Origin of the sequence: Acinetobacter sp. PC34 (assembly GCF_051789135.1) — a bacterium.
Classification (GTDB): Bacteria; Pseudomonadota; Gammaproteobacteria; order Pseudomonadales; family Moraxellaceae; genus Acinetobacter; species Acinetobacter johnsonii.
In genome coordinates, this window is record NZ_CP196664.1 from 686,235 (window position 1) to 710,143 (window position 23,909).

A 23,909-nucleotide genomic window follows, 5' to 3' on the forward strand; every position below is an offset into this window, starting at 1 on the left:
GTTTTTAGTCATTTCACATCATAAGTTGAATTGTGTGAATGTAAATATCTGAATTGTGTCTTGGTCTTACAAATTTCCGTTGATTGTGTTGATCGGTATATATTTTTCCAATACAAACCGCGTGATGTACAGTGGAAAGGAGTGCAATGGGTTATTGGTATTTGCAGCTGATGGCTTCGGGTTTTATTAGAATTCTGGCTTAGATTCTGTTTAAATAGCGCTGAAAATGAGTAGCGAGTTCAGCATGTTTATTAAGTCAATTAAGCGAAATTATTTAAAAGTTTTGGCCGATGAGTCGATTCCAGATGGCGAAAAAATTGATGCCTTATTGATGAAATTGGGTGGTGAGTTTTTAGTGAGCAAAGATGACCGTGTATATATCTTTGAAAAAGACGGTGTGACTGCAAAATTTGATGCTAAACATGCGCGAGATTTTTCATTTAAAGACTATCTCTGCAAAGACATGAATAAGCTGTTTCATGATTTTTGATGTTTAATCTTCATTGAAGATGAGTGAACTATTAAATAAGGCTCTAAAAATAGTTTAAGTCCTTGGATGAGCCTTTTATCCAAGGACTGATGCTTGCTATAGAGTTAAAGCAATATTTTCTATGTTCTGTTTATAGCCGCAGAACGAGTGTGAATGGATTTACCCACTGTAAAGATACTTGCAGTGGTCAGGCTAAAAGATAATATAAAATAATAGTTTGTATAGAAGAGCCTATACGTTTTTCTAGCAAAAGCGTTTGATTATGCACTCATCATTCAAGTTATATCCTATAAAAAAGAAGATTACTTTTCATAAGATGAATCGAGACGTCTCTAAAATGATAAAAATATTCTCAATCTTATTCATATGTTTAGTTGGTTCAATGGCAGTTTTAGCTGGGCAGCCAAATCTTGTTCCTCATCAAATCAACTTGAAAAATGGGAAGCGCTTTTCTCTAAACCTTCCAGCAAATTACGACATCATTCCTGCGGCTGAGGGTTTAAAACGTGTTCGTTTTTTAGCAAAGCACCTGACGGTAGAATGTTTGTCACAGATATGCGCGATTTGACCGACAATAAAAAAGGCATCGTTTATATTTTGGATGAATGGAATGCTGAGACAGGAAAATTCGGCAAAATTATTCCTTATATGACAGGTTTGAAAAATCCAAATTCAGTCCAGTTTTATACAGACTCTTCTGGGCAAGACTGGTTATATTTGGCTGAAACTCATCAGCTCACCCGACGAAAATTCACCCAAGGTGAAATTAAACCCACGGACAAAACCGAAGTTTTAGCGACTTTTCCTGATTATGGTTTAAGCTATAAATATGGTGGCTGGCATCTAACACGAACCATTGCCGTGGGTGGGAACGGTAAAATTTATGTTTCAGTCGGCTCAAGTTGTAATGCTTGTACCGAGAAAGAGAAAGTTAGAGCGACAGTTTTAGAAATGAACCCCGATGGTTCTGAACAAAAGATTTATGCCACAGGTTTACGCAATGCTGTCGGTTTGAAATGGGTGGGTAAATTTTTATTTGCCACCAATCAAGGTGCAGACCATCTGGGTAAAAATAAGCCTGATGAAACGTTTTATGCACTCAAGCGTGATGCAGATTATGGTTGGCCATCTTGTTATTCGTCGAATGGTAAAATTTTAGCAGACCCAAAATTTAAACGTCCAACAGGATGTAAAAATGTACCGCCTCCTTATGCCTATTTCCCATCGCATTCATCTGCACTAGGCTTTGACTATTTTGATCATCCAAATACGGATGACACCATTAAAAATTCTTTTTTAGTTGCTTTACATGGTTCTACGGATGCCACGATTGGTCATGGTTATAAAATTGTGATTATGCGTAAAGGGCAAAAACTTGAAACCTTTATGGATGGTTTTTTAGTAGGGAATAAGGTGAATGGTCGACCTGCGGATATTTACCGTATAGATGCAAATTCCTTTTATTTTTCAGATGATCGAAGTGGTGTAGTTTATTTTGTGAGGAAGAAAGAGTCCTCATCGCTCTAAGTTTTAAAAAGCCCCCAAAACCAAGAATAAGTTTTAGAGGCTCATTTATCATAACAGCATAAAATTTAAAGTCTTACTGAGGTCGTGCCACATCACTATTTAAGTGTTCTGGTAAGTCTAAAACTGTCACATCAAGCTCGCTCAAAGACTCAGGACGTGCCACCACTAACGCGACATAACCGCCATCAATCGCAGCGCTATTCACCACTTGAATACCTTTATTCAACTGTTCAGCTTGTGCAGGTGCACTGCCTGTACCCTGAATTAAATGCAACCATGCTTTTGGTTTGGCTTTAAACCATAAACGTGCAATCACTTCCTGACCCAAGTAACAGCCTTTGTCATAGTGCACGCCTTCACGTTGGTGTAAACGTAGCTCTTGAGGTTGAAACACATGCTCAATGGCTTGGTCGATAAACGCTTCACCATGAGTAATGGCTTGCACTTGCCATGCAGCAATATCGGTAGGCTCAGCAGAAAAGGTGGTGCGGTCTTGCGTAAAGGTTGGGAAAACTGAACCCATAGGTTCAAGTTTCATTTTAGAGAAAGCACCAAACTTTTTAATGTGCTTAGCAAATTCTTCCGACTGGTCTTGAGTGGTGACAATTTCAAAATGCTCAGGGTTGCGTTTTGTCAGCCACAAACCAAAGTGGATACGGCCTTTCAAGTCACAAATTGCGGTGTATTGCGTTGTATTTTCAGCTAAAGCTTCAACGTTGACCGTCACTTGGCCTTGTAAAAATTTGAGTGCATCTACACCAATTAAAGTGAAAGAGGAGAAAGCTAGATCGCTCATGAATTGCTCGCCTACCTTAAAATCTAATACTAAAGAATTAGGGCTATTTTCCGCTATTTTTCAGAAAAAATCATATTTAAAGTAAATATTTAAAAGTTAATGTAACTAAATATTTCAAAAATCCCTGTTTTTATATCTAAGTTTATGAAATATAAACGATTTGGGAAATGGGTTTTCGACAGTGTAGTATGCCTAGCAGACAAAGATGAATTGTCTAGTAAAGACAGTGAAGAAAAATGAAACACCAAAGGCAGGAACGCTATGAACAATAATCACCGCAAACCACTGCAAGGCACCCAGCTAGAATACTTTGATGTGCGAGAAGCCGTTGAACAGATTCAGCCAGGCGCTTATGCAAAACTTCCATACACCTCAAAAGTATTGGCTGAACAGTTAGTGCGTCGTTGTGATCCTGCCATTTTGGAGCAGTCACTAAAAGAATTAATTTTCTCAAAACAAGATCACGATTTCCCTTGGTATCCAGCTCGCGTCGTCTGTCATGACATTCTTGGACAAACGGCATTGGTTGACCTTGCAGGTTTGCGTGATGCGATTGCAGACCAAGGTGGTGACCCATCGAAAGTGAATCCTGTGGTGCCGACTCAGTTGATTGTCGATCACTCTTTAGCTGTGGAATTCGGTGGTTTTGACCCAGATGCTTTTGAGAAAAACCGTGCTATTGAAGACCGTCGTAATGAAGACCGATTCCATTTCATTGAATGGACCAAGACTGCTTTTGAAAATGTCGATGTGATTCCTGCGGGTAATGGCATCATGCACCAAATCAACTTGGAGAAAATGTCTCCTGTAGTGCAAAGTCGTGAAGGTGTGGCATTCCCAGATACTTGTGTCGGTACAGACTCACACACGCCACATACCGATGCGCTTGGTGTGATTTCGATTGGTGTGGGTGGACTCGAAGCTGAAAATGTAATGCTCGGTCGTGCATCGTGGATGCGTCTTCCAGACATTATCGGGGTGGAATTTGTTGGACAACGTCAAGCGGGTATTACTGCAACCGATATCGTTTTAGCACTGACTGAATTCTTGCGTAAAGAACGTGTTGTCGGTGCGTACCTTGAGTTCTTCGGCGAAGGCGCGGACAGCATGTCAGTGGGGGATCGTGCCACGATTTCCAATATGACCCCTGAATATGGTGCAACTGCGGCAATGTTCTATATTGACCAAAACACGATTGATTATTTAACGCTGACAGGTCGTGAAGCTGAGCAAGTTGCACTGGTTGAAAACTATGCCAAAGAAATTGGTCTTTGGGCATTGGATATGAAACAAGCGGAATATCCACGTGTCCTTCGTTTCGATCTTTCAACAGTAACACGTAATATTGCAGGCCCATCAAACCCACATGCACGTGTATCTACAGCAGATTTAAAAGAAAAAGGTATTGCAGGCGTGGTTGAAAACCGCACCGATGGTTTAATGCCAGATGGTGCTGTCATCATCGCTGCAATTACTTCGTGTACCAATACATCCAACCCACGTAATACCGTTGCCGCAGGTTTATTGGCACGTAAAGCCAATGAATTAGGCTTAACCCGTAAACCTTGGGTGAAATCATCATTTGCACCGGGTTCTAAAGCAGCTGCGCTTTATCTTGAAGAAGCAGGCGTATTAGACGACTTAGAAAAACTCGGTTTTGGTATCGTGGCGTATGCATGTACCACCTGTAACGGTATGTCAGGTGCTTTAGATCCTAAACTACAACAAGAAATTATTGACCGTGACTTGTATGCAACAGCGGTACTTTCGGGTAACCGTAACTTCGATGGTCGTATCCATCCTTATGCAAAACAAGCGTTCTTGGCATCACCTCCGCTGGTTGTAGCGTATGCGATTGCAGGAACCATTCGTTTTGACATCGAAAAAGATGCATTAGGAAACGACAAAGACGGTCATCCAATTTATTTGAAAGACATTTGGCCTTCGGATGAAGAAATTGATGCTCTGGTCAAAGAAGCGGTGAAGCCTGAACAGTTCCGTAAAGTGTATATTCCAATGTTTGATTTGGGTGTCACTGAAAAAGCGGCAAGTCCTTTGTATGACTGGCGTCCGCAAAGTACTTATATCCGCCGTCCGCCGTATTGGGAAGGGGCATTAGCTGCACCACGTACACTGGCAAATATGCGTCCGCTTGCCATCTTGCCTGACAACATCACCACGGATCATTTGTCACCATCGAATGCAATTATGATGGATTCGGCAGCAGGTGAGTACCTACACAAAATGGGTGTACCTGAGGAAGACTTTAACTCCTATGCAACGCACCGTGGTGACCACTTGACTGCGCAACGTGCAACATTTGCTAACCCGAAACTGTTTAATGAAATGGTGGTTCGTGCGGATGGCACCATTAAGCAAGGTTCGAAAGCACGTGTTGAGCCTCAAGGCGAAGTGATGCGTATGTGGGAAGCGATTGAAACTTATATGAATCGTAAGCAACCGCTCATCATCATTGCAGGTAAGGACTATGGTCAGGGTTCTAGCCGTGACTGGGCTGCAAAAGGTGTACGCCTTGCTGGTGTTGAAGCGATTGTGGCGGAAGGTTTTGAGCGTATTCACCGTACTAACTTGGTCGGTATGGGCGTGTTACCGCTTGAGTTTAAAGCGGGTGTTGACCGTAAAACTTTAGGTTTGGATGGTACTGAACTTTATAGCGTGATTGGTAATATCGCACCGCGTTCGACGTTAACTTTAGTGATTGAACGTGCGACGGAAGATGGTAAGAGTGAAATCGTTGAAGTGCCTGTAACCTGTCGCCTAGATACTGAAGAAGAAGTGTCTGTATATGAAGCGGGTGGTGTATTGCAACGCTTTGCGCAGGACTTTTTGGAAGGGAATGTGGCGTAGTTTAAATAAGTCTTTTTAATACTTGAAATAATTTTATAAAGCCATATTTCATATATGGCTTTATTTTTTGAGTATGGATATGGAAAGATATTTGGATTTAGATGATGATTCAGGTGTAGTTGGATATGAAATTGGGGATACTTTTATAAGGGTTAAATTTAGTGGTACAGCTAAAATTTATACTTATAGTTATCGAAGTGCAGGTATTGAGAAGGTTGAACGTATGAAGCAGCTAGCTAAAGTTGGAAATGGTCTCAATGCATATATTAAATTAAACGCAAATAGCCTTTACGAAAAATAAGAATATGAAATTTAAAAGCAGAAACCTAAGAGCGATTGCTGAGTGCATTATTGGTGATAATAAATCCTTTAAATATAGAAGTAGCACGTATATTACTGAGTTTTTCGAGGAGTGTGATTTACCATTTCAACATGATGGTTCAACACGTTGGGCTTGGACATCAGATAGATTAGCCGAATTACTGGACGAATCTTGCCCACCAAATATGTTGCCTCCACGATTTGTACATGTATTAAGGGTCTTAATGCATAAATCTGAAGCAACAGAGGATGATCCGCAACGTATCAATGCTTTAATTGAGTTAAATAAGCCTTTAAGCAGAGAAGGATATGAGGCTTTTTATAGTAATGATAATAATTTATATATTAAAAACTTAAATAATAATCAGATTATAAAACCTTCTGAAAATCCTCATCGAATATTCTCAGAAGAGGAAATCAAAAAAAGAGATTTGTTAATCAATTATTTAGATAAATGCTCAGAGGATCAACTAATTGAAAATATATTATTACCACTATTTCGAATATTAGGTTTTCATCGAATCACAGTAGCAGGACACAAAGATAAAGCATTGGAATATGGAAAAGATATTTGGATGAAATATACACTGCCTACACAGCATATAATTTATTTTGGAATTCAGGTAAAGAAAGGAAAACTAGATTCTTCAGGTGTTTCCAAAGCTAGCAACCACAATATTGCTGAAATTTATAACCAAACAACGATGATGTTGGGGCATGAAATTTTCGATCCTGAAACAAATAAAAGAGTATTGGTAGATCATGCTTATATCATTGCAGGCGGTGAAATCACAAAAGCAGCAAGAAACTGGTTAGGTAATAAATTAGATGCAAATCGCAGAAGCCAAATTATTTTCATGGATAGAGATGATATTTTGAATTTATTTACTGTGAATGTTATTGAAGTACCTCAAATTCATTAAATTTAATTCGCTTGAAAAACACTCAATAAATACCTATCATAAGGTATATATCAAAACTGATGGAGTAGCCTTATGACTACCGCAAAAGTTTTTATGACTGGTCGAAGCCAAGCTGTTCGCTTACCCAAAGAATTTCGCTTTGAAGGTACAGAAGTCGAAATTTTCCGTCGTGGCGATGACGTGATTCTGCGTGAAAAGCCAGTCACCGTAGATCGGTTATTTAAAGTATTAGCGCAAATGCCGAATGACTTTTATGCAGAAGAAAGAGTGGATGAACCACCACAGGAACGAGAAGAGTTCTAATGCAGACACAATATTTATTGGATACGAATATTTGTATCTACATCATCAAACATCAACCTGAAATTGTCCGTCAGCATTTTGAAAAACATCTCCCACATCGAAATATTTTAATTTCAGTCATTACTTTGGGGGAGTTGCGTTTTGGTGCAGAGAAAAGTCAGCAAAAAGAAAAAGCCCTTAAAGTGATAGATGAATTAACCTCAATGATTCAAGTGGTTGAGTTAGATGAATATGTCGCTGATCACTATGCGCAAATACGTCAAGACCTTTCATCTAAAGGGCAGATTATTGGTGCGAATGATTTGTGGCTTGCCGCGCATGCACGTGCGAATAATTGGGTGATGGTGACCAATAATGAAAAAGAATTTTTGCGTGTCGATGGATTGCAGATCGAAAATTGGGTGACTAACACCTTGTAAGGCGTTTAGATTTTCTAGGGAAATTATTTCTTGCCCAAATGCCATCATCATTTGTCGAAATGATCAATAGACATTCATCATAAAAGGCATATACTAGTAAGACCATTTTCTAAACATATGGAGAACAAAAATGGTTACTGCTGGCGAAAAACCTGGAACAGGCTTCTATTTTTGTGTTCAATGCGGACACCGCGTCTACTTAGAAATTGGTACAGATCGTTTACCCCCGTGTACCAAATGCCAAGGCAATCAATTTAACAATAAGAATGCCTAAGCCCAAGATTTAACAGTTACCCACTGTTTAAAAGAAAAGCCCTATCACCCGATAGGGCTTTTTGCTAAGTTATAAAAAAGATAAAAGTATCCCAACTTAAGCCACATAGGAAAAGCACATGGAAACCATATTAGGACTTTGTATCGGCATTGGCTTAAGTGCGGCCTGTGGCTTTCGTGTTTTTGTCCCACTCTTGGTCATGAGCCTTGCATCTATTATGGGTTGGTTCGAGCCCATGCAAGGTTTTGAATGGTTAAGCATGCCATCGGTATGCATTGCCTTAGCTATTGCAACTGTCTGTGAAATCGCAGCTTATTACATACCATGGGTAGACAACGCTTTAGACACCATTGCAACGCCAGCCGCGATGGTCGCAGGAACACTCACCACTATGGCGGTCAGCAGCGGGGAAATGTCGCAGTTTGCCAGTTGGGCCGCAGCAATTATTGTCGGTGGGGGAACAGCAGGCGCCGTGCAAATGAGTACCGTTGCTGTCCGAGGGGTTTCAACCGCGACGACGGGCGGGGTCGCCAACCCACTGGTGTCTACAGTGGAATGGGTCGGAGCCGTTTTACTGTCCGTGCTGTCACTACTGGTTCCAGTCTTGGTGGTGATTGTGGGCATTATTTTGGCGATTTGGGCCGTACGTTGGTTTAAACGTAAAAAACAACAAAGTATCAGCACACCTTTATAGTTTCAGCAGTTTTCTTATGGTGTTGCTGGGCCTCTAAATTTAAAGATAGCATGGCTAATTTTTCGGTTATATGGACATCAATTCTTTTAACTTGATATGACTTAGAGGTCAGTTTCACTTTTAAAATAATGATTGATTTTTATACGGCATCCGTTTAATTTTATAAATACATACTTTTTGTATGGTTTTGTTTGTGGTTGAACTTTATAAAAATTATTCGGGGAGCTGTAAATGATAAAATTTATTGTAAATGAACAGCCTAGTGAAAAAGGCATCCATCATATTCATAATGCGTCCTTAGGCTGTGCAGACTTACCCAGCTCGGAGGATCAAATTCTAATTGGTTATTTTGCCAATTATGAGCTGGCTTATAAACGGGCAAGAATGAACTGGCCCAGAGAAAAAGTCGAAGGTTGTGACAAGTGTTGTTTCAAATAGCCAAAAGCAAAAAAGCTCTGCAAATTATGCAGAGCTTTCCATTGTTAGATATGGATGTTCAACTTTTTAAGCATTACAACATTAATGAATTTCAATTCGGGTCGTGACCTTAATTTTTCGACACTCTCGGTCAGCTTCGACTAAAGCACGAATTTTAAAGTCAGAAAATCGCACTACTCGGTTTTGCATAGCAAATTGTTCAGGTGTTTTAATTTCTAAGCACTGAAAAGGACGCAGATTTTTTAGGATGTGCTTTTGTTTATCCGTCATGTTCTGTGTCGATAAATATACATAGCCTTTGGTGGTTTTTAATAACACTTCATTTGGCTGTGCTTCAGTTGAGCTGGTGACTTTAACGATATGTGTTTTTAACACTTTGCATGCACTGAGGGAAAGCGCAAGGCACAGCATCAGCAGGGCAGTTTTAGTTTTCATGATGAAACGTATTTGAATGGTCTTCCGTCACTTTAGCCGAAAGTTTTCAGCGGCAGCAATCAAAATATGACACTGATACGGTCATCTGTTTTAATTGTAGAGCATCCTATAAATAGGCTTCTGATAAATGCTAATCTGTAGTACAGATGCCAAAAATGAGGCATTCATTAGCGTGCTCGCTTAACTACTTTATTTTAAAAATTAAGAAAACTATGAAAAAACAGTTCATTCAAACTTCTCTAATGTTCGCTGCAATGTTGGGTATATCCACCAATCTCTGTGCTGAAAACTTAAGCGCTGAGAACATTCAGCGGCAAAAAGCGACCAACCAATACCAAGCTTACCTTCCCGCAAAATATACGGTGTATGAGGTTGTGCAAGGGGACTTAAACAAAGATGGTTTAAAAGATGTGGTTTTAATCGTCAAAGGTACAGATCCGAAACAATGGGTCACCGATGAATACCGTGGAAAACTAGACCGCAACCGCCGTGGTGTGATTGTGCTGTTGAATACCAAAGGGCACTACCAAAAAGTCGTTCAGAACCTGTCACTGTTTTCTTCAGAAAATGAAGATGGCGGTGTGTACTTTGCGCCTGAGTTGGTGCCCTCTATCGAAAAAGGCGTGTTAAAACTACATTATGCCCATGGCCGTTATGGATATTGGGCCTATCAGTTCCGTTTAGAGGGGCGTGATATGCGTCTGATTGGCTATGACAGCTCCGATAATTTCGGCCCTTATGTGAACAGCGAAACCAGTGTCAATTTTCTCACCGCTAAGAAGCTGGTCAGAGAAAATCTCAATAAAGACCCGGATAGTGACCCTAAATTTAAAGAAACATGGAGCAAAGTGAATTTTGCTCCACTGTATTTGAGCAAAATTCAAGACATCGATGATCTGAGTCTTGAATAGTATTGGCTTAGTTTTTGCTAACTTATATCTCAAAATGCACTTTTATAAGTGACGTGAGTCTGAGGCATCAGTCACATGACTGCTTGATCATGTATAGGGGAAAGAGATGGAAAATAAAGAACTGGCCTTGAGTGTTGAAGAGAAACCTAAGCTGAGTACGGCTGCTCATTTGATGGCAGGTTGGCCTTTGTTTTTAGTGATGATTGGTGGTGCAATCGGTGGAGCCTTAGCTGTGGTTGCGTATGTAATTAACCGAAAAATCTATCTGTCTCAGCTCAGCAATATGCAAAAGGTGCTTGCCAATTTACTCTGTGGTATGTCTGCGATCAGTTTGTGGTGGTTTATTGCAACATGGTTGCAAGGCTATATGGCGACTTAAACGTTCTGGAATGATGGTGTAAAAAATGATACAAGTTCATTTTTATGCGATGAAATAGATGATTTAAGTGTCATGATGAATATCTTTATCAAATTTAGTTTTATTTATGGAAATATTTTTCATCATCGCTTGAAATTAGCCAATCTTCGAAAATTCATCCCGTACCAATTTGCTTAATATAACGTTTAAGGGCACAGGAATCGAAAAGAGTAGTTTGCGACTCGTTATCTATCAGATCAGCGTCGTACTTACCCACAAGGTCTCGATTCAGCTTAGGACGCTATAGATTATCCATTTATAGGCAAAAGTTTAGAACTTACCCAGTTTTAATCGTTGAAGTTATCTCCTGATCCCTAGAAACTACATGATAAAAACAACACGATAAAAGACAGGTCCATTCAAATATTTTCTTCCATTTTAAACTTCTATATTGCCCCGAATTTATCCAAATATTTGCTTTAACTGTGCCAAAACAAATTGGCGCTTTGGTTTGCGAAAACGGCTTTAAAAAAATTGCGATTTGATAACATTGGAACGCTTAGAGTTCTGCTATAACCATTAAAAGTCTGATAAAAAATATGGAACAACAATGAAAATATATGTCACCAGCATCATGGTCGATAGCCAAGAAAAAGCCTGTCAGTTTTATACAGAAAAACTCGGTTTTAAAGTCAAACATGATGTACCTGTGGGGGATTATCGTTGGCTGACTTTGGTTTCCCCCGAAAGTCCTGAAGGTGTTGAACTGCTACTGGAGCCTGATGCACATCCTGCGGCACAGCCGTTTAAAGCTGCAATTAAAGCAGACCTGATTCCCTATACTTCTTTTCAAGTGGATGACCTAGATGCGGAATATGAGCGACTCAAAAACTTAGGGGTACGCTTTACCAGTGAACCGATGCGGGCAGGAAAAGTTAAAGTTGCAGTCTTTGATGATACCTGCGGGAATCTCATTCAGCTGATGCAGGTCTGTGCAGGAAGTTGAATTTCTCATCTGTGATGCAGCAAAGAAATAAAATCCTGAGAAAAGTGCTTTTATGTGAGAAAAAAATCATAAATACTCTGCATTTGGGAAAATATTTTTTAGATAACCTGAAAGCCAAGATTTTTTTCCAAAAATAGCCGAAAAGACTTTATCTTCGGGAAACAATCCCGCCCTTGGATTGTTAAATTATATCTCAAGGGTGTGACGGGATCGAAAAGAGTAGCATGCTACCAGTGGCGCAAAACGCGTGAGTAGTACTTACCCAAAAGGTCTTGATTCGGCTTAGGACGCTATAAATCAAAAGTTTATAGGCTATAAGATCATCACTTACAAAGTTATGATAGTTGAAGTAAACAACATGTTTTCCCAGACACCCTAAAAAATTTGAACTCGAATAAAAGATAAATCAAAAAAATAAATTTTAATATTTCCCGCGAAAATCGAAAAATCCTGCTGTTGTAGTTTCACTTACATCATTTTATTTTAAGCTTTCAATCCAATCAGCCCTGCTAAAAAGCTGGCTTATATGGAGTGATGGACGCCTAGGATTAAGGCTGTTTTCCATATTTCTTGAATGATTGACAGCAGAAACACGGCTTGCTATTTTTCGCGCTCGCTTTTTTATGCTGTTATTCCTATGGCTCTAAATGACAACTTTATTTATGCACCACCCCAAGAAGACTTGGTGATCGTTTATGAAGACGATGATTTGGTGGTAATTGAAAAGCCTGCGGGCTTGTTGTCTGTACCAGGGCGTTTACCAGAACACCAAGACAGTGCCTATTTACGGGTTTTAGCCCAGTATCCACATGCCAAAATTACCCATCGTTTAGATATGGCGACCTCGGGGATTTTAATGTTTGCCAAGCACCGCGATGCCGAAGTTGCCGTCAGCAAAATGTTCCAAGCCCGCACGGTGGATAAACACTATATTGCTTTAGTTCAAGGCCAGTTGGATGCTGAAGGCAGTGTTGAAGTACCACTGATTACTGACTGGGAAAATCGACCACGGCAGATCGTGCACTTTGAGTTGGGCAAACCTGCAAAAACACTTTATCAAGCACTTAGCTATGATACTGAGACCGATATTACGCGAGTTTTACTGACCCCAATTACGGGGCGTTCGCATCAGCTCCGTGTACATATGCAATATATTGGGCATCCAATTACAGGGGATAAGTTGTATCACCCTGAGCCGACACGAAGTCCATTAAAACGTATGGCTTTACATGCCAGTTTTCTCGCCTTTCAGCAGCCTTTAAGTGGAAAAGCGGTTGCGATTCATGGAAGTGTGCCATTTTAACTGTGTCACACTTTACCTATATTTTGAGAAATACTTAAAATTTGGGATATCGGGCAGTTTAAAAAACCGTTAGCGTAAGTTGTGTAAGTGCAGTTTTATCCAGTGTGCTTATCTTTGTGGAAATTAACATTTGAGTTTGACTTTTTGGCCATAGTCACGATTGATTGAAATTGAATGAAAATATGTTTGTCTGTTCCAAGGCTTACTGTTCGAATTTCATGTGTTCTTACAGCGGAGTCTTTAAAAGAAAAATGACGTTCCCGTAGGGAGATAGACCATGCTTTATGTATTCGCTGTCATTCTTGTCCTGCTGTGTGCGGTTATATGCGGGCAAATAATACACAGCCTTGCCCAAAAAAAGAAGATTGAATCCTTAGAAAGTAATTTAGAGCGCAGTCGAAACAGTTTAGAAGTTTATGAACAGCAGCAAAGTGAATTACAACACCGGCTGACCAGTTTAAGAATTGAGCTTGGAACACTCAGACAACGCAATGAAACTTTGAGTCCTTACCAAGAAATTATTGATGTCGAACACTATGTCATTGAACGACACAACCAAGTTGAATTGTTTGCTGAAACAGTCAAATTTGATGCTGAACAAATGCTTAAACAATGTCGGCAGCGCATCGAAAAAGTACATCACTTTTTAACGGAATATGAGCGTAAAGCCAAAGAAATGAGCATGCTGCGCGCCAGAGAAAAACTGGGTGCTTTTTTTCACATGGCTGAAGAACGACAACATCTGGCTGAAATATCAAAGGCCTTACATCATAAAATTGAAACCTACAGCCAGAGTTATCAACTGCCTTCGGAGCAGTTATTAGATGAACTCATCGAAGGCTATGGGAAAACAGATGCGGCCGGTCATTTACAAAAAGTCCGGCAACAAGTGATTCGTGCGGTTGAGCAAAACGACGTTGTGACCTGCGCCTTTATGGATGAACATCGACGACTATCGATGATGGTGTTGGTTTCACAGTTATTTAATACGAAAGCAGACTTTTATTTACAACGTGTGAGCAAAGACAATCTTGGCCTTTTGATTCAAGCTTTGCAGGATGACTTTACCCTCATTAATCACTATGGTGTGGCTTTCGGTCATACTCAGATACAAGAGAGTTATCTGGCTTTACGCTTAGAAGAACTTAAATTTGCGGCTCTATTAGAAAGCCTAAAAAGCAGTGATTTACAGTTTCAAGCGGACATTTTAGTTGAGCATCGGGTTTTACAATAATCTGGCAAAGTCTGCGTGAAATAAAGTCCAAACAACCTTCGAAAAATCAGATGTAACTGCTATAAAAATGAGCAAAATATGCTATGTTGAAGTCACTATTTTGTCACTTGCCAACGATATATTGGCTAAAAAGATAACAAGGACATACGCATGACACGTGATTATGAATTATATCCAGATGATGATAACGGAAATGTACTTTGGCAAATGGCTGAGGATGGCGACGACCTATCTGAACCGCATGAAATAGAATATTCGATTGCCTTTCAAGAGCAGTCACAAGCAGAAAAGTGTGCGTTGTATTTATTACAAGAAGAGCAAAAAATCACTTTGTTTGTCGATGAAGAAAGTGATGTATCTGAGTGGATTATTACCATCTATGTGTACATGGAACCTGAGTATTCAGACATTGTCGACTTAGAACAATGGTTTACTAAAATTGCAGAACAGTTTGGTGGTGAATATGATGGCTGGGGCTGTATGGCCTATGTCTATGACGACGAAGATGATGAGGACTATGAGCAAGGTCAAGCCTAAAAAATGGTCAAATTTAAAGCATGTTGAAAAACATGCTTTTTTTGTTGGTGGGTAGAAAAAGACAGCTGGCCACGTTTGGCTATTTAAAAAAGATGCACAAAAAAAATACAGTATGTGGGGTTGAGCGTTCTAAACTAAATCTGAATATTTGAAAAGAACGAGAAAAATCATGTCAAATAGCGTCCAATTACACCGCGTATTTAGTGCGCCCGTCGAGCGCGTCTATCGTGCTTTTACCACTGCAGATGCTTTAGTCAAGTGGATGGCACCACATGGCTTTACCGCACATGTCGATCAGTTCGATCTGCGTGAAGGTGGTCAATATCGTATGTTCTTTACCAACTTCAGTACAGGCATGCAGCATTCATTTCATGGCACTTATCATGAAATCGTTGAAAACAGTTTATTACGCTATACCGATGAGTTCGATGTACCTGAACTTGCAGGTAAAATTGAAGTGCGTGTTGAATTTAAAGAAGTATCTGTCGGTACAGAGGTTCATATTACGCAGTCTGGTTTGCCCGATGTGATTCCTGTCGATGGCTGTTATCTAGGTTGGCAAGAGTCGTTGCAACTCTTGGCTTTTTTAGTGAATCCAGACATTCCTGATGAATAGTGCTTCGTCATCGTTGAACAATAAAACAAGTTGCACCATAGATTTAAAAGGAGTTTTGCATGCCAATACGCATGAAGCGAATTTATGCGCCTGTCGAGGCAGAGGATGGCAAACGGATTTTAGTTGATCGGTTGTGGCCTCGAGGGGTCTCAAAACTTGAGGCCAAAATAGATGAATGGCCAAAAATTCTCACACCATCCAATGAACTACGGAAATGGTATCACCAAGACATGGTGGCACACTGGGATGAGTTTAAAGTCCGTTATATGAAAGAACTGGAAGCACATCCCGCCGAGTTGAATGATTTGCGCCAACTGGCAGTGCGTGAGCAGATCACGTTACTCACCGCAGCCAAAGAAGAACAGCATAACCATGTGGTGATTTTGAAGCAGTGTTTGGAACAAAAGTAAGTGTTGAGCTGATGCTATTACAGGGAAAATTTATACTTTCCTAGGCTTTATTTTATTCATCCCGTGACAAGGCTAAAGCCTTAAAATAAATAGGTGATTCGCATCGTTTTTGTCTGAAAAATGCTATATTGGCGTTTTGAGCAATGTGAATTGCTTATTTTTTTATTTTTGAGGTTTTTATGTCTTTACCCAACTGCCCAAAATGCCAGTCCGAATATACCTATGAAGATGGTGACTTGCTGATCTGCCCTGAATGTTCAAACGAATGGAAAGAGGGAGAAGCAACTGAAGAAGTGGTAGCAATTAAAGATGCCAACGGCAACTTACTTGCTGACGGTGACACGGTAACGGTGATTAAAGATTTAAAAATTAAAGGTTCGTCATCGGTGGTGAAAGTCGGAACCAAAGTGAAAAATATTCGTTTACTGCCAGATGCCGCAGATGGTCATGACATTGACTGTAAAATTGACGGTGTCGGTGCGATGAAACTGAAATCTGAGTATGTGAAAAAAGCCTAATCCGCTGAGTTTGCAGTTCGAGATTAAAACGGAGTCAATTGGACTCCGTTTTTTGTTTTTTCAGCCATTTTGAAAAGACATTAAGCGTTGAAACACCCGCACAGCATGCTATAAAGATAAAAACTTGTTGAAGAATACGCTATGCCACATATCCACCTTGAATATTCAGACAATATCGACACCCTTGAAGTTAAGCCGATGTTATTGGCGTTAAACCAAGCTTTGCTGGATGGTCAGTTTGTACAATCGGGTAATGACATCAAAAGTCGTGCCATTCGACAGTCCGATTTTGTGATTGGGGTGGATGGTGATGCACAGGCTTATTTGCATGCCAAAGTGTCTTTATTAAGCGGACGAGATGAAGCCACCAAGTGTGCCATTTCGAGCCAATTGCTTAAAACCTTGCAGCAAAACTTTACCGCTCCTCAGGATTTAACGGTACAAATTTGTGTAGAAATTATTGAAATGCCAAAAAGTAGTTATAGCAAATTGGTATTAAAAGCATAGAATTAGGAAGAGTACCAAGCCGTATTGGGCCGATATCGAGTGTCATTTAAACGGTTTGAGGCTGTCATGCGTTATTCATATAGCGCTGTTATTTTAAAAAAATAAAAATTGGGCTGGTAGTAAATGCACTTTTTTTTATAAAAGAAGTCATTTATATTTTATGAAATTGGATGATTTTTTATTCGGTTTTGGTGGATCTACAATCACTTTAAAATAACAATAGGTGAGCTTATGTCAGGATGGTACGAAGTAAGTCAGGCAAATGATGGCCAATACCGCTTTGTTTTAAAAGCGGGAAATGGCGAGGTCATTTTGACCAGTGAACTGTATAAAGCAAAAGCGTCAGCACATAATGGAATTGAGTCGGTGCAAAAAAACAGCCCCGATGATACGCGTTATGAACGCTTAGAAGCCAAAAATGGCAAACCTTATTTTAACTTAAAGGCTGCCAATCATCAGATTATTGGTACCAGTCAGTTTTATGCCAGTGAGCAATCCCGAGACAAAGGCATTGAATCGGTCAAAAACAATGGTTCAAGTACCACGATTAAGGATTTGACGACTTAAGATCAGATTACATATTTTGCTTGTTTTAAGAATTGAAGAAAACCGCGTGTTTGCTATGGATGGCGCACGCGTTTTTTTATGCAGTTTGATTTGTAGTGTGGGAGGGCGATGTGGATTTTCGATTAGTTGGAGATGAGCATGCAGGGCATGAAATTATCTTCAAACTCAAACAATGGGATGATGCCATTTGTAAAATGGATGTACAAAATATCATTCGTCTTTGTCAGAGTGATGTCAGCTTGTTTGATATTGGGTTTGAGCTGCAAGGTGTGCAAGCCTATCAAGAATTGTGGAGACGATATGCCCCATTTTTTCAGGGGGAAATCAAAGTGTTTAGGCGTAACATCAATATTTTTAGTCGTGACGGTTTAGCTTTTTTACATTGTTATTCTAAATTGGATCATGCCAGTGGTGTTGCAACTCCAGAGATTCCTTGGTGCAGAATCACCCTATGTTTTCAAAAAACGGCAGGTGAGTGGTTGGTTGCCCATCAGCATATTTCGGTGCCTGTGGACTTTGAAACTAAAATGTCAAAGCCGATTTATTTTCCAGACTGAGTTCGACTAAAGCTTTGGCTTTGGCACAGATCGAGCCACCTCAGTTTTAGTGAGTTATGTTTTAATGACAACATGAACAACTTAAGAAGAAGGTATCTATGGCATTTCAAGACTTTTACCGACTGAGTTCTCATGCGGTGCTAACCAATGCTGTAGGGCAGGTTTTATTACTGAAAGCCAATTATGCCGATCAGGCTTGGGGGCTGCCAGGTGGAGCCTTGGATATGGGAGAAACCATTCATCAGGCTTTGCTGCGTGAGTGCCAAGAAGAACTCGGTTGTCAGGTTCAGATAGAGTATTTGTCGGGTGTGTACTTTCATGCGGCAGTGACCTCGCATGCCTTTATTTTTAGATGCCATCTGGCTGCATCTGCTGAGATCAGGCTCAGTGATGAACATACGGCCTATGCTTGGTTTGATCTAGATCAGCTGTCGAAAGTACAACGGATTCGCGTTGAAGATTGTTTAAATTATACAGGTATCGTGCAAAGCCGAAGTTTTTGAGTGCAAGATTATATTCCTCTAAAGTGGAGTGAGTGCATATGTTGAATAATAAGATCATAAAACGAAATAGTCCCATTATTGGTGTGTTGCTGATGAGTGCCTTGAGCCAGTTGACTCATGCTGAAACGGGTAACTATTTTATGCATAAAGACTGGGAGCTTGCCTGTGATAATACGGGTATGTGCCGCGCGGTGGGTTATCAAAGTGATGCTCAGTTTGGTCATCCAGTTTCATTACTGATTTCTCGTCCCGCAGGTGCAGGCAGTGCGGTACTCAGCCAAATTCAAGTGGTTGAGGAGTTTACGCAGGATACTGAAGCCAGTTTAAATGTAGGAGGAACATCTCTAGGGAACCTAACCATCGATGCCAAGAAAAGTACCGCGAAACTGTCCAGTGCTCAAAGTGCGCAGTTGCTAAAGGCTTTGGTAGGCGCAGAAGATATTCGTCTCACGACCCAAGCACAGCAATGGCAAATTTCAACTGCTGGGGCAAATGCAGTTTTGCTCAAAATGGATGATATACAAAAACGTGTAAATACACCGAACGCGGTATATCAAAAAGGCAATCAGTCTGAGCAAAATGTTTTACAACCCAAAGCCATCCCTAAAATTGGTATTACGGGATATCGACCTGCAGTTGCCAGTCATTTTGCCGTGGACAGTAAAATTGCCAATCAACTCTTTAAAAAGTTAAAAGCAAAAACAGATGAACAAGACTGTCCAAATCTCTATGAGGCACGATTTTTTGAGGAAGATCGGGTTTCAGTCTATCCGCTGAATGCAGAGCAAGTGGTGGTTCAAGTGCCATGTTGGCGTGGAGCGTACAATGAAGGTCTAGGCTACTGGGTTATGGACAAAGCATTACAAAAGATTCAGCAGCAAGTCACGACATCAGGCTCAAGTTTTAGTGAGGCGCAGATTTTCTCAGAGCAAAAAGGTCGGGGTATTGCTGACTGTGGTATTAGTTCAGAGTGGGCTTGGAATGGAAAGGCTTTTGTCCTTAGTTATCAGGCACAATCGCAGCAATGTAAAGGCTTTGCAGGTGGTGCGTGGAACTTACCCACTTATGTCGCGATCGTTGCGCGAACGGATTAAGTTGAGCTTGCGTTTAGTTTAAGAATAATGTCATCCAGCGGCTTGATACGTTTGACTTCATCCCAGAGGGCTTTGGCTTCTGGATAGTGTTTAGACATCATGCCAAGCCATTGCTTATAACGTCCGACCATATTCATTTCTTTTTTATAGCCGCCGTTTAAGAAACGGATTTGTAAGGTTAGTAGCTCATTCCATGTCAGCAAAGGTGTGTCGATATTTTGACGAATACATTGGGTCAAATCAGGTATGGTCACGGCACCACGTCCAATCATCAAATCTTCACAGCCAGACTCTAAGCGACACTGTTTCGCGTCTGCATTGTTCCAAATTTCACCATTGGCAATCACATTGATCTTCAATGCTTCACGAATCGGGCGGAGCTGATCCCAAAAAGCGGGTGGGGTATAACCATCGGCTTTGGTACGTGCATGCACGGTAACCCATGCTGCACCTGCATCTTCAATGGCATGAGCATTGTCCAACATAAAATGTCGGTCCATATAGCCTAAGCGCATTTTCGCAGAAACAGGAATATGTGCAGGAACCGCATCACGCACGGTTTTGACCAGTTCATGCACTACTTCTGGCTCATCTAAGAGTACAGAGCCACCACGGTGACGGTTCACGGTTTTGGCTGGACAGCCAAAGTTCATATCAATGGCGGGTGCACCGAGTTTCACCGCACGGATGGCATTGGCAGCCAGCATTTCAGGGTCATTGCCCAAAAACTGCACATGCACGGGTGTTCCTGCCGCCGTTTTTCCGCCATTGAGTAATTCTGGGCAATACTGGTGGTAAATATGATCGGGTAAGACCGAATTGGTCACACGGATAAACTCGGTCACACACCAGTCGAAGCTACCTACAGACGTGAGAACATCACGCATGATTGGGTCGGTTAAGCCTTCCATTGGTGCAAGAATGAGTTTCACAGCGGTGTCACCAGTCAAATAGAAAAACGGTGTTATACGCAAATCCGATCACGCTGTCTAGTCTAATCCGTTTGGGTTAAATCGAAATAGTTTTCAATCTGTGTCTCCTCGATAAAGGCATCATCATGCGAAACTAAAATAACCGCCCCTGTAAAATCGCGTATAGCCTGTGCCAACAGTTGTCTTGAGTTGATGTCGAGATGATTTTCGGGTTCGTCCAGTAACAGTAAGTCCACAGGCTGTGCTGCGAGACTGATACACAGTAAAGCGACTTTGAGTTGTTCACCGCCACTGAGTAGTGAGATGGGAAGCAGAGCCTTATCTCGTCGAATTCGAAGTTGCCCCAATTGATTCCGACACTCCTCATCGGACAAAGACGGATTCAATAATTGTAAATTGTGTACCGCATTCAGTTCTGGATTCAGTAGGCTAAAGTTTTGATCTAAATATAACGATGCTCCACGCTTAAAAATGTCTCCCGATTGAACATGACTATGATTTTGAATGGCACGAAGTAGGGTCGACTTACCTGAACCATTTTGGCCGCGCAGTTGGATTTTTTCTCCGTTGTGTAAGGCGAAAGAAATAGGCGAGATAGAAAGTGCTGCTAAACCCACTTCTTTCAAACGAAGAATTTCACCTGTTTGTTTAGGTTGAAAATGGAAATCAAACTTTTGTGACTTAATCTGTTCTAGTTGCTGCTGTTTGTTTTTGAGCTCATCTTGCGCTTGTTCCTTTTGGCGAAGTTGTTGCTGCGCGACTCCCGATAAGGTTTGACTCGCACGTTCTTTTTTAAAGTCGAGTAGGATTTTGGCTTGAGAACCAGAGCTTCGTAATTTCTTCCCAGACTTTTGCCTTTTCTGAGCTTTCATGCGCTGCTCATGCTGTTGGACTTGTAATTGTTTTAGTTCGCGTTTCTCTTGCGAGATATTGTGTTGTAGTGCCTGCTGTTGTTGCTCTGCTTGTGACTGATACTCGGCATAGTTGCAACGGAAGTGTTGTAAACCAAAATCATTTAAAACATAGGTATTGGAGATTGGATTTAACAATGTGCGGTCGTGGCTAATGACTAAACAGCCCGCAGGATGCTGAAGGATTTTTTGACTTAACCATGCACGACTTGCATGGTCTAAGTGATTACTGGGCTCATCAAGAAGTAAATAATGCTCAGTTTGTAAAAAAAGGCGACACAGTGCCAGTTTAGTTTTCTGACCTTCACTCAGTTGAGAAACTGAGCTAGATAGATTTGTAGGTAAGTTTGCACTTTCTAGCAATTTCAACCATTCAGTGGGTTGATGCCATGCATGTTCGACGCGGTCATAGTCTTCAAAGCTCGCAGTCGATTGTTCAATACGTTGAAAACTTGCATGTAAGTCAGCAATGTTAAGGGCTTCGGCAAGTGTACAGTTGCTTAAACGCTCGAGCTGACTTAAGTAGGAAAATGACATATGCCAAATCACTTCGCCACTCGCATAATTGGGCATGTGCGCCTGAGTGAGTAGGGACATTAATATTGATTTGCCTTGACCATTTCGTCCAATCAGAGCTGAACATTGGGCAGCGGGCAATTCAAAGTTTAAATGCTGAAACAGTGGTTCATGAGCAAATTGAACGCTGAGATTTTTTACAGTACAGGCCTGTTGGATCATTGAAGACTCCTTTATACAGGACATACAAAATAAATTTTTATAGAGATATAGAGCAGTAAATAAGTTTATTTTGCACGTCAGAAAACACATAAATTAGATTTGACGGAAAATAAGACTTACTTCATTGGTGTTACTCTAAATTGGAAGAAGGGGGGATATTTAGCCAGTATAACAGGTGGATAAAAAATGATCCATTTCATTGTCTTTCTTATGTACTTAAGGTTTATCGATCAATGCTATTGGTTAGGGAGTTTGTCATATACACTAGTCGAAGCTTTCTGTAGATGTAAGTACAACCCGCACGATTGGTTAAGTGAGGCTTTTGTGAGTGCGTGGATGAGTTTTACAGTGGTGCTATACGTTTTTAGTAGGGGTGATAAGCAATAGATAACTAAAATATTGTAGGGTGGTTGGGGGAGTTTTTAGTGTTATGTTACATAAGCTCTATTCTGTAAACTTTATGGAAAATTATTAATTTTGTTCATATTTGTTAGAATTTTTATAGTATCCATATAAGTGTGAATGTAAGTATATTCATAACAAATTTTTTCCCCTTGCTTTATTTCTCCAGAGTATTTTATGTTCTGATGCACATCAAATTCAGGATCAAAATTAAATTTATCTATTTCCTTTTGATTATTCTGTATTACAAAATACTCCTGACTAAATCTAGCTTTTGTTGACTTAATGCCCAACAAGTAGCCACAATTTTTAATTTTATTTGTTGAGTTTATTGCAGAATCTAATTGTTTTTTATGAAAAAAATCGCTGCAAACCCATGTGATTAAAGTGAATGCAAATACTACAAAGAAAAATTTCATTATAAGTTTAATTTTCCTAAAGTTAACATAAAATACTTTATCGACCTAAAATCATTTCCAATACAAACTTAGATCCGATAAAACCGACAGCCAACAAGAAGAATCCAATTAAGGTAAAACGAATCGCTTTTTGACCGCGCCAACCAAAACGGTAATGTCCGATGAGCAAAGCCCCATACACAAACCAAGAAATAATACTAAAAGCGGTTTTATGTGCCAGATGTTGGGCAAAAAAGTTATCGATGGTAAAGAAACCAAACACCAATGCTACAGTCAGTAAAAGAAAACCCGTTTTAATCAAGTCAAACAGTAAAGATTCCATCGCTTGAAAAGAGGGCAGTAAGTTGACCCAAAAGCGTTTTTTTTGTTTGTTCTTTAACTCTCGATCTTGGAACCATAAAATCACGGCTTGTATGGTCGCCATGAGTAGCACTGCATAGGCCGACAGCGATAAAATAATATGAATATCTAAACCCAATGAGCGCTGTTCAATAAATTGAGTGGACTGACTAAAGGCAAAACCTAAAATGAGTCCTGTCGCGGCCACAGGAATGCCAATCAGGTTCAAAGCTAGAATTGGACGATAAGTGCTATAGAGTAGACTAAGTAATAGCATGAGCCCCGATGTAAATGACATTAAGACAAAAACGTCATAATTCACTCCCATCGGTGTGAGCATGTCATGGTACAAAACAGTGGCATGTAGCAATAAGCCTAGGCCTAAAATAATGCCAATAAACCAATGGTTTGGATCACGTTTAGCCATTAATTTGAGAAACAAATACCAAAAAGAGGTGGTATAAGCGACTAATGCTAAGATGGTGTAAACCAAGGGCAGGCTAATCATGTCAAACCTTTTTCAGGATGATGAATATTCATTTATATAAATTCGGTGCGA

At 40.3% G+C, this 23,909-nt stretch carries 29 protein-coding genes and 1 pseudogene; 24 read left to right on the forward strand and 6 right to left on the reverse strand.

Annotated features, from left to right (window positions below; all coding sequences use genetic code 11):
- Positions 1-244 precede the first annotated feature (244 nt).
- Both ACSC9N_RS03375 and ACSC9N_RS03380 read left to right on the forward strand, forming a co-directional pair.
- Positions 245-490, forward strand: a complete 246-nt coding sequence (locus tag ACSC9N_RS03375) for a hypothetical protein (RefSeq protein ID WP_004695190.1) — start codon at positions 245-247, stop codon at positions 488-490.
- A 337-nt stretch (positions 491-827) separates the two neighbouring features.
- Positions 828-2,017: pseudogene (locus tag ACSC9N_RS03380) on the forward strand (PQQ-dependent sugar dehydrogenase).
- A 73-nt stretch (positions 2,018-2,090) separates the two neighbouring features.
- Here the strand turns inward: ACSC9N_RS03380 and ygfZ are convergent.
- On the reverse strand, positions 2,091-2,813 hold the full coding sequence (gene ygfZ / locus ACSC9N_RS03385) for a CAF17-like 4Fe-4S cluster assembly/insertion protein YgfZ (protein ID WP_010327426.1): 723 nt from the start codon (positions 2,811-2,813) through the stop codon (positions 2,091-2,093).
- 261 nt (positions 2,814-3,074) lie between these two features.
- Between ygfZ and acnD the strand changes: the two genes are divergently transcribed.
- From acnD to ACSC9N_RS03425, 8 genes are all read left to right on the forward strand, one after another.
- Positions 3,075-5,681: a Fe/S-dependent 2-methylisocitrate dehydratase AcnD gene (gene acnD, locus ACSC9N_RS03390; RefSeq protein ID WP_010327425.1), complete on the forward strand. Its 2,607-nt coding sequence runs from the start codon at positions 3,075-3,077 to the stop codon at positions 5,679-5,681.
- Between the two features lie 79 nt (positions 5,682-5,760).
- A complete protein-coding gene (locus ACSC9N_RS03395; RefSeq protein WP_010327424.1) occupies positions 5,761-5,982 on the forward strand; it encodes a hypothetical protein in 222 nt (73 codons plus the stop codon).
- A 4-nt stretch (positions 5,983-5,986) separates the two neighbouring features.
- The gene (locus tag ACSC9N_RS03400; RefSeq protein WP_010327423.1) at positions 5,987-6,925 is read left to right on the forward strand and encodes a hypothetical protein; all 939 of its coding nucleotides are present in this window, start codon (positions 5,987-5,989) and stop codon (positions 6,923-6,925) included.
- 72 nt (positions 6,926-6,997) lie between these two features.
- The gene (locus tag ACSC9N_RS03405; protein ID WP_010327422.1) at positions 6,998-7,228 is read left to right on the forward strand and encodes an antitoxin; all 231 of its coding nucleotides are present in this window, start codon (positions 6,998-7,000) and stop codon (positions 7,226-7,228) included.
- A complete protein-coding gene (gene vapC / locus ACSC9N_RS03410; protein ID WP_010327421.1) occupies positions 7,228-7,647 on the forward strand; it encodes a type II toxin-antitoxin system tRNA(fMet)-specific endonuclease VapC in 420 nt (139 codons plus the stop codon). The genes ACSC9N_RS03405 and vapC overlap by 1 nt, the downstream gene beginning before the upstream one ends.
- 130 nt (positions 7,648-7,777) lie before the next feature.
- Positions 7,778-7,921, forward strand: coding sequence for a zinc ribbon-containing protein (locus tag ACSC9N_RS03415; protein WP_004695201.1), 144 nt, complete (start codon positions 7,778-7,780; stop codon positions 7,919-7,921).
- 118 nt (positions 7,922-8,039) lie between these two features.
- Entirely contained in the window at positions 8,040-8,615 is a 576-nt protein-coding gene (locus ACSC9N_RS03420) for a DUF4126 domain-containing protein (protein WP_010327420.1), read from the forward strand.
- A 231-nt stretch (positions 8,616-8,846) separates the two neighbouring features.
- Complete coding sequence (locus tag ACSC9N_RS03425; RefSeq protein WP_004695205.1) at positions 8,847-9,053, forward strand: hypothetical protein; 207 nt, start codon at positions 8,847-8,849, stop codon at positions 9,051-9,053.
- A gap of 81 nt (positions 9,054-9,134) precedes the next feature.
- On the opposite strand, the gene ACSC9N_RS03430 is transcribed toward ACSC9N_RS03425, so the two are convergent.
- Positions 9,135-9,488 carry a hypothetical protein gene (locus ACSC9N_RS03430; protein ID WP_010327419.1) on the reverse strand — a complete coding sequence of 118 codons (354 nt, stop codon included), beginning with the start codon at positions 9,486-9,488 and terminating at the stop codon, positions 9,135-9,137.
- A 212-nt stretch (positions 9,489-9,700) separates the two neighbouring features.
- Here ACSC9N_RS03430 and ACSC9N_RS03435 point away from each other — a divergent pair, with 212 nt between their 5' ends.
- The 14 genes from ACSC9N_RS03435 to ACSC9N_RS03500 all read left to right on the forward strand — a co-directional run bounded on the left by ACSC9N_RS03435 (position 9,701) and on the right by ACSC9N_RS03500 (position 19,609).
- A complete protein-coding gene (locus ACSC9N_RS03435; protein ID WP_010327418.1) occupies positions 9,701-10,399 on the forward strand; it encodes a hypothetical protein in 699 nt (232 codons plus the stop codon).
- Between the two features lie 106 nt (positions 10,400-10,505).
- Complete coding sequence (locus ACSC9N_RS03440; protein WP_010327417.1) at positions 10,506-10,778, forward strand: hypothetical protein; 273 nt, start codon at positions 10,506-10,508, stop codon at positions 10,776-10,778.
- A gap of 589 nt (positions 10,779-11,367) precedes the next feature.
- Positions 11,368-11,763, forward strand: a complete 396-nt coding sequence (locus ACSC9N_RS03445) for a VOC family protein (RefSeq protein WP_010327416.1) — start codon at positions 11,368-11,370, stop codon at positions 11,761-11,763.
- Between the two features lie 637 nt (positions 11,764-12,400).
- The gene (locus ACSC9N_RS03450) at positions 12,401-13,066 is read left to right on the forward strand and encodes an RluA family pseudouridine synthase (protein WP_029575102.1); all 666 of its coding nucleotides are present in this window, start codon (positions 12,401-12,403) and stop codon (positions 13,064-13,066) included.
- Between the two features lie 277 nt (positions 13,067-13,343).
- Positions 13,344-14,300: a DUF5660 family protein gene (locus tag ACSC9N_RS03455; RefSeq protein ID WP_010327414.1), complete on the forward strand. Its 957-nt coding sequence runs from the start codon at positions 13,344-13,346 to the stop codon at positions 14,298-14,300.
- 150 nt (positions 14,301-14,450) lie between these two features.
- The gene (locus tag ACSC9N_RS03460; protein ID WP_004695219.1) at positions 14,451-14,837 is read left to right on the forward strand and encodes a ribonuclease E inhibitor RraB; all 387 of its coding nucleotides are present in this window, start codon (positions 14,451-14,453) and stop codon (positions 14,835-14,837) included.
- A 169-nt stretch (positions 14,838-15,006) separates the two neighbouring features.
- Entirely contained in the window at positions 15,007-15,453 is a 447-nt protein-coding gene (locus ACSC9N_RS03465) for an SRPBCC family protein (protein ID WP_010327413.1), read from the forward strand.
- Between the two features lie 59 nt (positions 15,454-15,512).
- Positions 15,513-15,863, forward strand: a complete 351-nt coding sequence (locus tag ACSC9N_RS03470; protein WP_029575101.1) for a DUF488 domain-containing protein — start codon at positions 15,513-15,515, stop codon at positions 15,861-15,863.
- A gap of 179 nt (positions 15,864-16,042) precedes the next feature.
- On the forward strand, positions 16,043-16,381 hold the full coding sequence (locus ACSC9N_RS03475; RefSeq protein ID WP_004695225.1) for a zinc ribbon domain-containing protein YjdM: 339 nt from the start codon (positions 16,043-16,045) through the stop codon (positions 16,379-16,381).
- A gap of 141 nt (positions 16,382-16,522) precedes the next feature.
- The gene (locus ACSC9N_RS03480; RefSeq protein WP_010327411.1) at positions 16,523-16,888 is read left to right on the forward strand and encodes a 5-carboxymethyl-2-hydroxymuconate Delta-isomerase; all 366 of its coding nucleotides are present in this window, start codon (positions 16,523-16,525) and stop codon (positions 16,886-16,888) included.
- Between the two features lie 231 nt (positions 16,889-17,119).
- Positions 17,120-17,455 (forward strand): YegP family protein, encoded by a 336-nt coding sequence (locus tag ACSC9N_RS03485; protein WP_004695228.1) that lies wholly within the window; start codon positions 17,120-17,122, stop codon positions 17,453-17,455.
- 110 nt (positions 17,456-17,565) lie between these two features.
- Positions 17,566-18,012, forward strand: coding sequence for a YybH family protein (locus tag ACSC9N_RS03490; RefSeq protein ID WP_004695230.1), 447 nt, complete (start codon positions 17,566-17,568; stop codon positions 18,010-18,012).
- Positions 18,013-18,110: 98 nt separating this feature from the next.
- A complete protein-coding gene (locus tag ACSC9N_RS03495) occupies positions 18,111-18,515 on the forward strand; it encodes an NUDIX hydrolase (RefSeq protein WP_010327410.1) in 405 nt (134 codons plus the stop codon).
- A gap of 38 nt (positions 18,516-18,553) precedes the next feature.
- Complete coding sequence (locus ACSC9N_RS03500) at positions 18,554-19,609, forward strand: DUF1176 domain-containing protein (RefSeq protein WP_010327409.1); 1,056 nt, start codon at positions 18,554-18,556, stop codon at positions 19,607-19,609.
- Here ACSC9N_RS03500 and ACSC9N_RS03505 read toward each other — a convergent pair.
- The 4 genes from ACSC9N_RS03505 to ACSC9N_RS03520 all read right to left on the reverse strand — a co-directional run bounded on the left by ACSC9N_RS03505 (position 19,606) and on the right by ACSC9N_RS03520 (position 23,858).
- Entirely contained in the window at positions 19,606-20,541 is a 936-nt protein-coding gene (locus tag ACSC9N_RS03505) for a tRNA dihydrouridine synthase (protein ID WP_010327408.1), read from the reverse strand. The two genes, ACSC9N_RS03500 and ACSC9N_RS03505, sit on opposite strands and share 4 nt — an antisense overlap.
- Before the next feature lie 62 nt (positions 20,542-20,603).
- The gene (locus ACSC9N_RS03510; protein WP_010327407.1) at positions 20,604-22,190 is read right to left on the reverse strand and encodes an ATP-binding cassette domain-containing protein; all 1,587 of its coding nucleotides are present in this window, start codon (positions 22,188-22,190) and stop codon (positions 20,604-20,606) included.
- A gap of 458 nt (positions 22,191-22,648) precedes the next feature.
- On the reverse strand, positions 22,649-23,011 hold the full coding sequence (locus tag ACSC9N_RS03515) for a hypothetical protein (protein WP_010327406.1): 363 nt from the start codon (positions 23,009-23,011) through the stop codon (positions 22,649-22,651).
- 37 nt (positions 23,012-23,048) lie between these two features.
- The gene (locus ACSC9N_RS03520) at positions 23,049-23,858 is read right to left on the reverse strand and encodes a cytochrome C assembly family protein (RefSeq protein ID WP_010327405.1); all 810 of its coding nucleotides are present in this window, start codon (positions 23,856-23,858) and stop codon (positions 23,049-23,051) included.
- Between the last annotated feature and the right edge of the window lie 51 nt (positions 23,859-23,909).

What these genes read in the sequence shown, in the direction of transcription:
- ACSC9N_RS03520 (WP_010327405.1), bottom strand. Translation starts at nt 23,858, where the DNA reads ATGATTAGCCTGCCCTTGGTTTACACCATCTTAGCATTAGTCGCTTAT.
- ACSC9N_RS03510 (WP_010327407.1), bottom strand. Translation starts at nt 22,190, where the DNA reads ATGATCCAACAGGCCTGTACTGTAAAAAATCTCAGCGTTCAATTTGCT.
- ACSC9N_RS03405 (WP_010327422.1), top strand. Translation starts at nt 6,998, where the DNA reads ATGACTACCGCAAAAGTTTTTATGACTGGTCGAAGCCAAGCTGTTCGC.
- ACSC9N_RS03445 (WP_010327416.1), top strand. Translation starts at nt 11,368, where the DNA reads ATGAAAATATATGTCACCAGCATCATGGTCGATAGCCAAGAAAAAGCC.
- ACSC9N_RS03455 (WP_010327414.1), top strand. Translation starts at nt 13,344, where the DNA reads ATGCTTTATGTATTCGCTGTCATTCTTGTCCTGCTGTGTGCGGTTATA.
- ACSC9N_RS03515 (WP_010327406.1), bottom strand. Translation starts at nt 23,011, where the DNA reads ATGAAATTTTTCTTTGTAGTATTTGCATTCACTTTAATCACATGGGTT.
- ACSC9N_RS03430 (WP_010327419.1), bottom strand. Translation starts at nt 9,488, where the DNA reads ATGAAAACTAAAACTGCCCTGCTGATGCTGTGCCTTGCGCTTTCCCTC.
- ACSC9N_RS03450 (WP_029575102.1), top strand. Translation starts at nt 12,401, where the DNA reads ATGGCTCTAAATGACAACTTTATTTATGCACCACCCCAAGAAGACTTG.
- ACSC9N_RS03435 (WP_010327418.1), top strand. Translation starts at nt 9,701, where the DNA reads ATGAAAAAACAGTTCATTCAAACTTCTCTAATGTTCGCTGCAATGTTG.
- ACSC9N_RS03420 (WP_010327420.1), top strand. Translation starts at nt 8,040, where the DNA reads ATGGAAACCATATTAGGACTTTGTATCGGCATTGGCTTAAGTGCGGCC.
- ACSC9N_RS03440 (WP_010327417.1), top strand. Translation starts at nt 10,506, where the DNA reads ATGGAAAATAAAGAACTGGCCTTGAGTGTTGAAGAGAAACCTAAGCTG.
- ACSC9N_RS03475 (WP_004695225.1), top strand. Translation starts at nt 16,043, where the DNA reads ATGTCTTTACCCAACTGCCCAAAATGCCAGTCCGAATATACCTATGAA.
- ACSC9N_RS03375 (WP_004695190.1), top strand. Translation starts at nt 245, where the DNA reads ATGTTTATTAAGTCAATTAAGCGAAATTATTTAAAAGTTTTGGCCGAT.
- vapC (WP_010327421.1), top strand. Translation starts at nt 7,228, where the DNA reads ATGCAGACACAATATTTATTGGATACGAATATTTGTATCTACATCATC.
- ACSC9N_RS03400 (WP_010327423.1), top strand. Translation starts at nt 5,987, where the DNA reads ATGAAATTTAAAAGCAGAAACCTAAGAGCGATTGCTGAGTGCATTATT.
- ACSC9N_RS03470 (WP_029575101.1), top strand. Translation starts at nt 15,513, where the DNA reads ATGCCAATACGCATGAAGCGAATTTATGCGCCTGTCGAGGCAGAGGAT.
- ygfZ (WP_010327426.1), bottom strand. Translation starts at nt 2,813, where the DNA reads ATGAGCGATCTAGCTTTCTCCTCTTTCACTTTAATTGGTGTAGATGCA.
- ACSC9N_RS03495 (WP_010327410.1), top strand. Translation starts at nt 18,111, where the DNA reads ATGGCATTTCAAGACTTTTACCGACTGAGTTCTCATGCGGTGCTAACC.
- ACSC9N_RS03480 (WP_010327411.1), top strand. Translation starts at nt 16,523, where the DNA reads ATGCCACATATCCACCTTGAATATTCAGACAATATCGACACCCTTGAA.
- ACSC9N_RS03425 (WP_004695205.1), top strand. Translation starts at nt 8,847, where the DNA reads ATGATAAAATTTATTGTAAATGAACAGCCTAGTGAAAAAGGCATCCAT.
- ACSC9N_RS03485 (WP_004695228.1), top strand. Translation starts at nt 17,120, where the DNA reads ATGTCAGGATGGTACGAAGTAAGTCAGGCAAATGATGGCCAATACCGC.
- ACSC9N_RS03395 (WP_010327424.1), top strand. Translation starts at nt 5,761, where the DNA reads ATGGAAAGATATTTGGATTTAGATGATGATTCAGGTGTAGTTGGATAT.
- ACSC9N_RS03460 (WP_004695219.1), top strand. Translation starts at nt 14,451, where the DNA reads ATGACACGTGATTATGAATTATATCCAGATGATGATAACGGAAATGTA.
- ACSC9N_RS03415 (WP_004695201.1), top strand. Translation starts at nt 7,778, where the DNA reads ATGGTTACTGCTGGCGAAAAACCTGGAACAGGCTTCTATTTTTGTGTT.
- ACSC9N_RS03465 (WP_010327413.1), top strand. Translation starts at nt 15,007, where the DNA reads ATGTCAAATAGCGTCCAATTACACCGCGTATTTAGTGCGCCCGTCGAG.
- ACSC9N_RS03500 (WP_010327409.1), top strand. Translation starts at nt 18,554, where the DNA reads ATGTTGAATAATAAGATCATAAAACGAAATAGTCCCATTATTGGTGTG.
- acnD (WP_010327425.1), top strand. Translation starts at nt 3,075, where the DNA reads ATGAACAATAATCACCGCAAACCACTGCAAGGCACCCAGCTAGAATAC.